This is a genomic window from Pseudonocardia sp. EV170527-09 (genome assembly GCF_008369905.1).
Taxonomy (GTDB): domain Bacteria; phylum Actinomycetota; class Actinomycetes; order Mycobacteriales; family Pseudonocardiaceae; genus Pseudonocardia.
This window is the reverse complement of the sequence record NZ_VRMC01000201.1, coordinates 1-2,953: the sequence shown is the minus strand read 5'-3', so window position 1 is coordinate 2,953 and position 2,953 is coordinate 1. Positions and strand designations below refer to the sequence as shown.

Here is a 2,953-nt window from a genome sequence, read left to right as displayed (position 1 = left end):
GCGCCGGCGCTCGAGCAGCCAGTCGGGAAAGTAGGAACCGGTGCGGAGTTTGGGGATCGCCAGCTCCACGCTGCCGGCGCGGGTGTCCCAGTCCCGGGCCCGGTAGCCGTTGCGGGAGTTGACCCGCTCGGCGCTGCGTTCCCGATAGCCGGCGCCGCACATCGCGTCGGCCTCGGCCGCCATGAGCGTCTCGGCGAACTGTTTGATCATCGCCCGGAGCAGATCCGGGCTTGCATCAGCGAGCCGGTCGTTCACCCAGCCCGCCACATCGTTCACACTGTCTGACGCGGCCATCGAGTCTCCTCCCTCGAGAACTCTAAGCACTCGAAGGATCACGCGGTGGCCGTCTCATATCCCGACGCCACGCCGTTGATCAGCGACGACGTCGTACACCACGTCCCTGGACGCAACCGGCCGCCGCGACGGCGTGGGCGGGGACACACCGGGTGGACCTGCTGATCTACCCGCTCGCCGTGGCGTCGGCGGTGATGGCGGTTCCGGCGATGGCCGCCTACGGCATCGCCGTCTACGGCGGCCCGACCGGTGCGGTCCTACCCGTCCTGTCCGAGCTGGGGATGTGGGCGTTCGCCCTGGCGGTGCAGTCCCGGCGCCGCGCCCACCCGGGTGCGCCGCTGTGGGCGTTGCAGGTCGGGGTGTGGGCGTTCGCAGCGGTGGCGGCCGGGCTGAACATCGCCCACGGCCTGGACCAGGGCGTGAGCACCGGCCTGGTGATGGGTGTCGTGTCGGTCGCCGGGGTCATCGCCCACCAGCTCGTGACCGCCGGCGCCCGACCGGCCCGCCGCCCGGGCCCGGTGCGGGCGGCCGAGCGCAAGCTGCGCGCCGCCCGCCGGGCGGCGCTGCGGGCGGCGGTCGCCGAGATCGACACCGACGGCGACGCCCGCCTGGTCCACGCCCCCGGGGTCTACCGGGTGCGGCGCGACCGGCTGGGGCGCCCCCTGCTGGCACCGCACACCACCCCGGGACTGCCTGTCGCCGACGACTCGGCGGGGGCTGGGGAGGAGCTGGCCGCCGAGGTGACCGCGTGGCTGGCCGAGCAGACCCCGGGCCTGTCGAGCCTCCCGGTCCCGTCCGCTGAGGACAACGCGGGCGGGACCGGGGACCAGCACGACCCGGCCGATATCGGTACCGAGGACGACCGCCCGGACGGTCACGGTGTCGCGACGCTGGACCGCCCGGTCGGTGACCACGGCCGCCGTCGACCGCGCAAAGCGACCCGGCCGCGGGCCCGCTCGATGGCCGAGCTGCGTGCCGAGCTTGCGGCTGCGGTGGCGGCGGGTGAGGTCGACCCGTCGTCGGCGGAGTCGATCCGGACCGGCCTGCGCTGCGCCCCGGCCAGGGCGCGGGCGCTGCGCGACGAGCACCGAACCAACCAGCCCTGACCAGCGATGATCGAGGGGAATCGACCCGTGAACCACAACCCGCACGACACCGACCACACCGGACACAACACCGGACGCGACACGGACACGATCGAGGGCCCGGCTGCGCGGCCGGCCACCGCCCCGGGGGAGCACGGGCGGCGCCCGCCACCGCGCCCGCACCGCACCCCACCCGCCGACATCCCGACCGCCGACGGCCCGGCCGACGCCGAGCCGTTGGTCGTGGACGGCGAGGTCGTCGACGACCAGGCCCAGACCGGGACCGGTGGCGAGCCGGTGAAGACCCGGCCCGGGACTGCCCTGGCCCGGGTGGCTCGACAGGCCCCGGCCCGCGCCTACAGCGTGTCCCGCGCGGTCGTGGTCCACCCGAGGACCCGGGCGGTGGCGAAGGGCGGGGTGCGCAACCTCTGGTACCCCGTCCTGGGCGCGGGGGTGGCCTACGGCTACTGGCGCGACGCTCACGGCGCGTCCCGGTATGAGCGGCAGATGCGCCGCGCGGAGGTCGCGGGGGATCAGGAAGGGCTGTTGGAGTGGGAGGCCCGTGACGTCGCGGAGAAGCAGCGCCGCCACGACCGGGTCATGGACTGGATCCGCCACCCCCTGGACCTGATCAAGGCCGTCGGCGCCGGGCTGGCCGGCCTGGCCGGACTCCTGCTGCTGCTGGGGGTGGTGCTGGCGTTCGGGCACCGCGACATCACCCAGGTGATTGCGCCGCTGGTCGCGGTCGCCGATCTGGTCGTGTGGGTGTCGTGGTTCCTGGCCGTCTACGGCGCCACCCTCCTGCTCGCCGCCACCGCCGCCGGGGTCGGGCTGCTGTGGCACCTGGGCCGTTCGCGCTGCGAGCTGCCGGCCTGGGTCGCGCCGGGTGAGGCGGAGGAGTCCCGCCGCGACGTGATCCCCGACGAGCGGGCCGTGATCAACGCGCTGCGGAACATGAACATCCCCGCCCTCAACCGCAAGTTCCGGGAGGGCTGGGCGCCGCGCTGGGTGATGCCGCCGACCCATGACGGGAAGGGCTGGCACTGCCAACTGTTGCTGCCCGAGGGCGTCACCGTGGAGATGATCAACAACAACAAGCCGGTGCTGGCGCACAACCTGCTGCGCCTGCCGGTCGAGGTGTGGCCTACCGAGCCGCGCGACAAGCCCGGCGTGATGGACCTGTGGACCGCCGACCAGGGCTCGCTCACCAAGCCCATCGCACCCTGGCCTCTGCTGCGGGACGGGACGGCGGACTACTTCAAGGGTGTCCCGGTCGGGGTCGACCCGCGCGGGAAGCTCGTCCTGGGGCGGTTGTTCGCGGCGAACTGGGGCGTGGCCGGGATGATGGGATCGGGCAAGTCCACCCTGATCATCACCGCGTTGTTGGGCGCGATCCTGGACCCGCTGGTCGAGGTCGACGTGTACTGCATGGCCGTCAACGCCGACTACGACCCCCTCAAACCGCGGCTGCGGACGCTGTTCGTGTCCGACGACCCCGAGCAGATCCCCACGGTCCTGGACGCGCTGCGGGGCCTGATGTCGGAGCTGTCCGAGCGCGGCCGCAAGCTCCAGGC

Annotated in this window: 2 protein-coding genes and 1 pseudogene; 2 read left to right on the top strand and 1 reads right to left on the bottom strand. The window is 73.6% G+C overall.

Going from position 1 to position 2,953, the window contains the following annotated elements:
• The coding region (locus FVA95_RS28225; RefSeq protein WP_193564365.1) for a transposase at positions 1 to 294 on the bottom strand (294 nt) is incomplete at its 3' end.
• A 152-nt stretch (positions 295 to 446) separates the two neighbouring features.
• On the opposite strand from FVA95_RS28225, the gene FVA95_RS28220 reads away from it, so the two are divergent.
• Both FVA95_RS28220 and FVA95_RS31160 read left to right on the top strand, forming a co-directional pair.
• A complete protein-coding gene (locus tag FVA95_RS28220; protein ID WP_149666837.1) occupies positions 447 to 1,400 on the top strand; it encodes a hypothetical protein in 954 nt (317 codons plus the stop codon).
• Between the two features lie 27 nt (positions 1,401 to 1,427).
• Positions 1,428 to 2,953 (top strand): annotated as a pseudogene (locus tag FVA95_RS31160) (cell division protein FtsK); the annotation flags it as partial.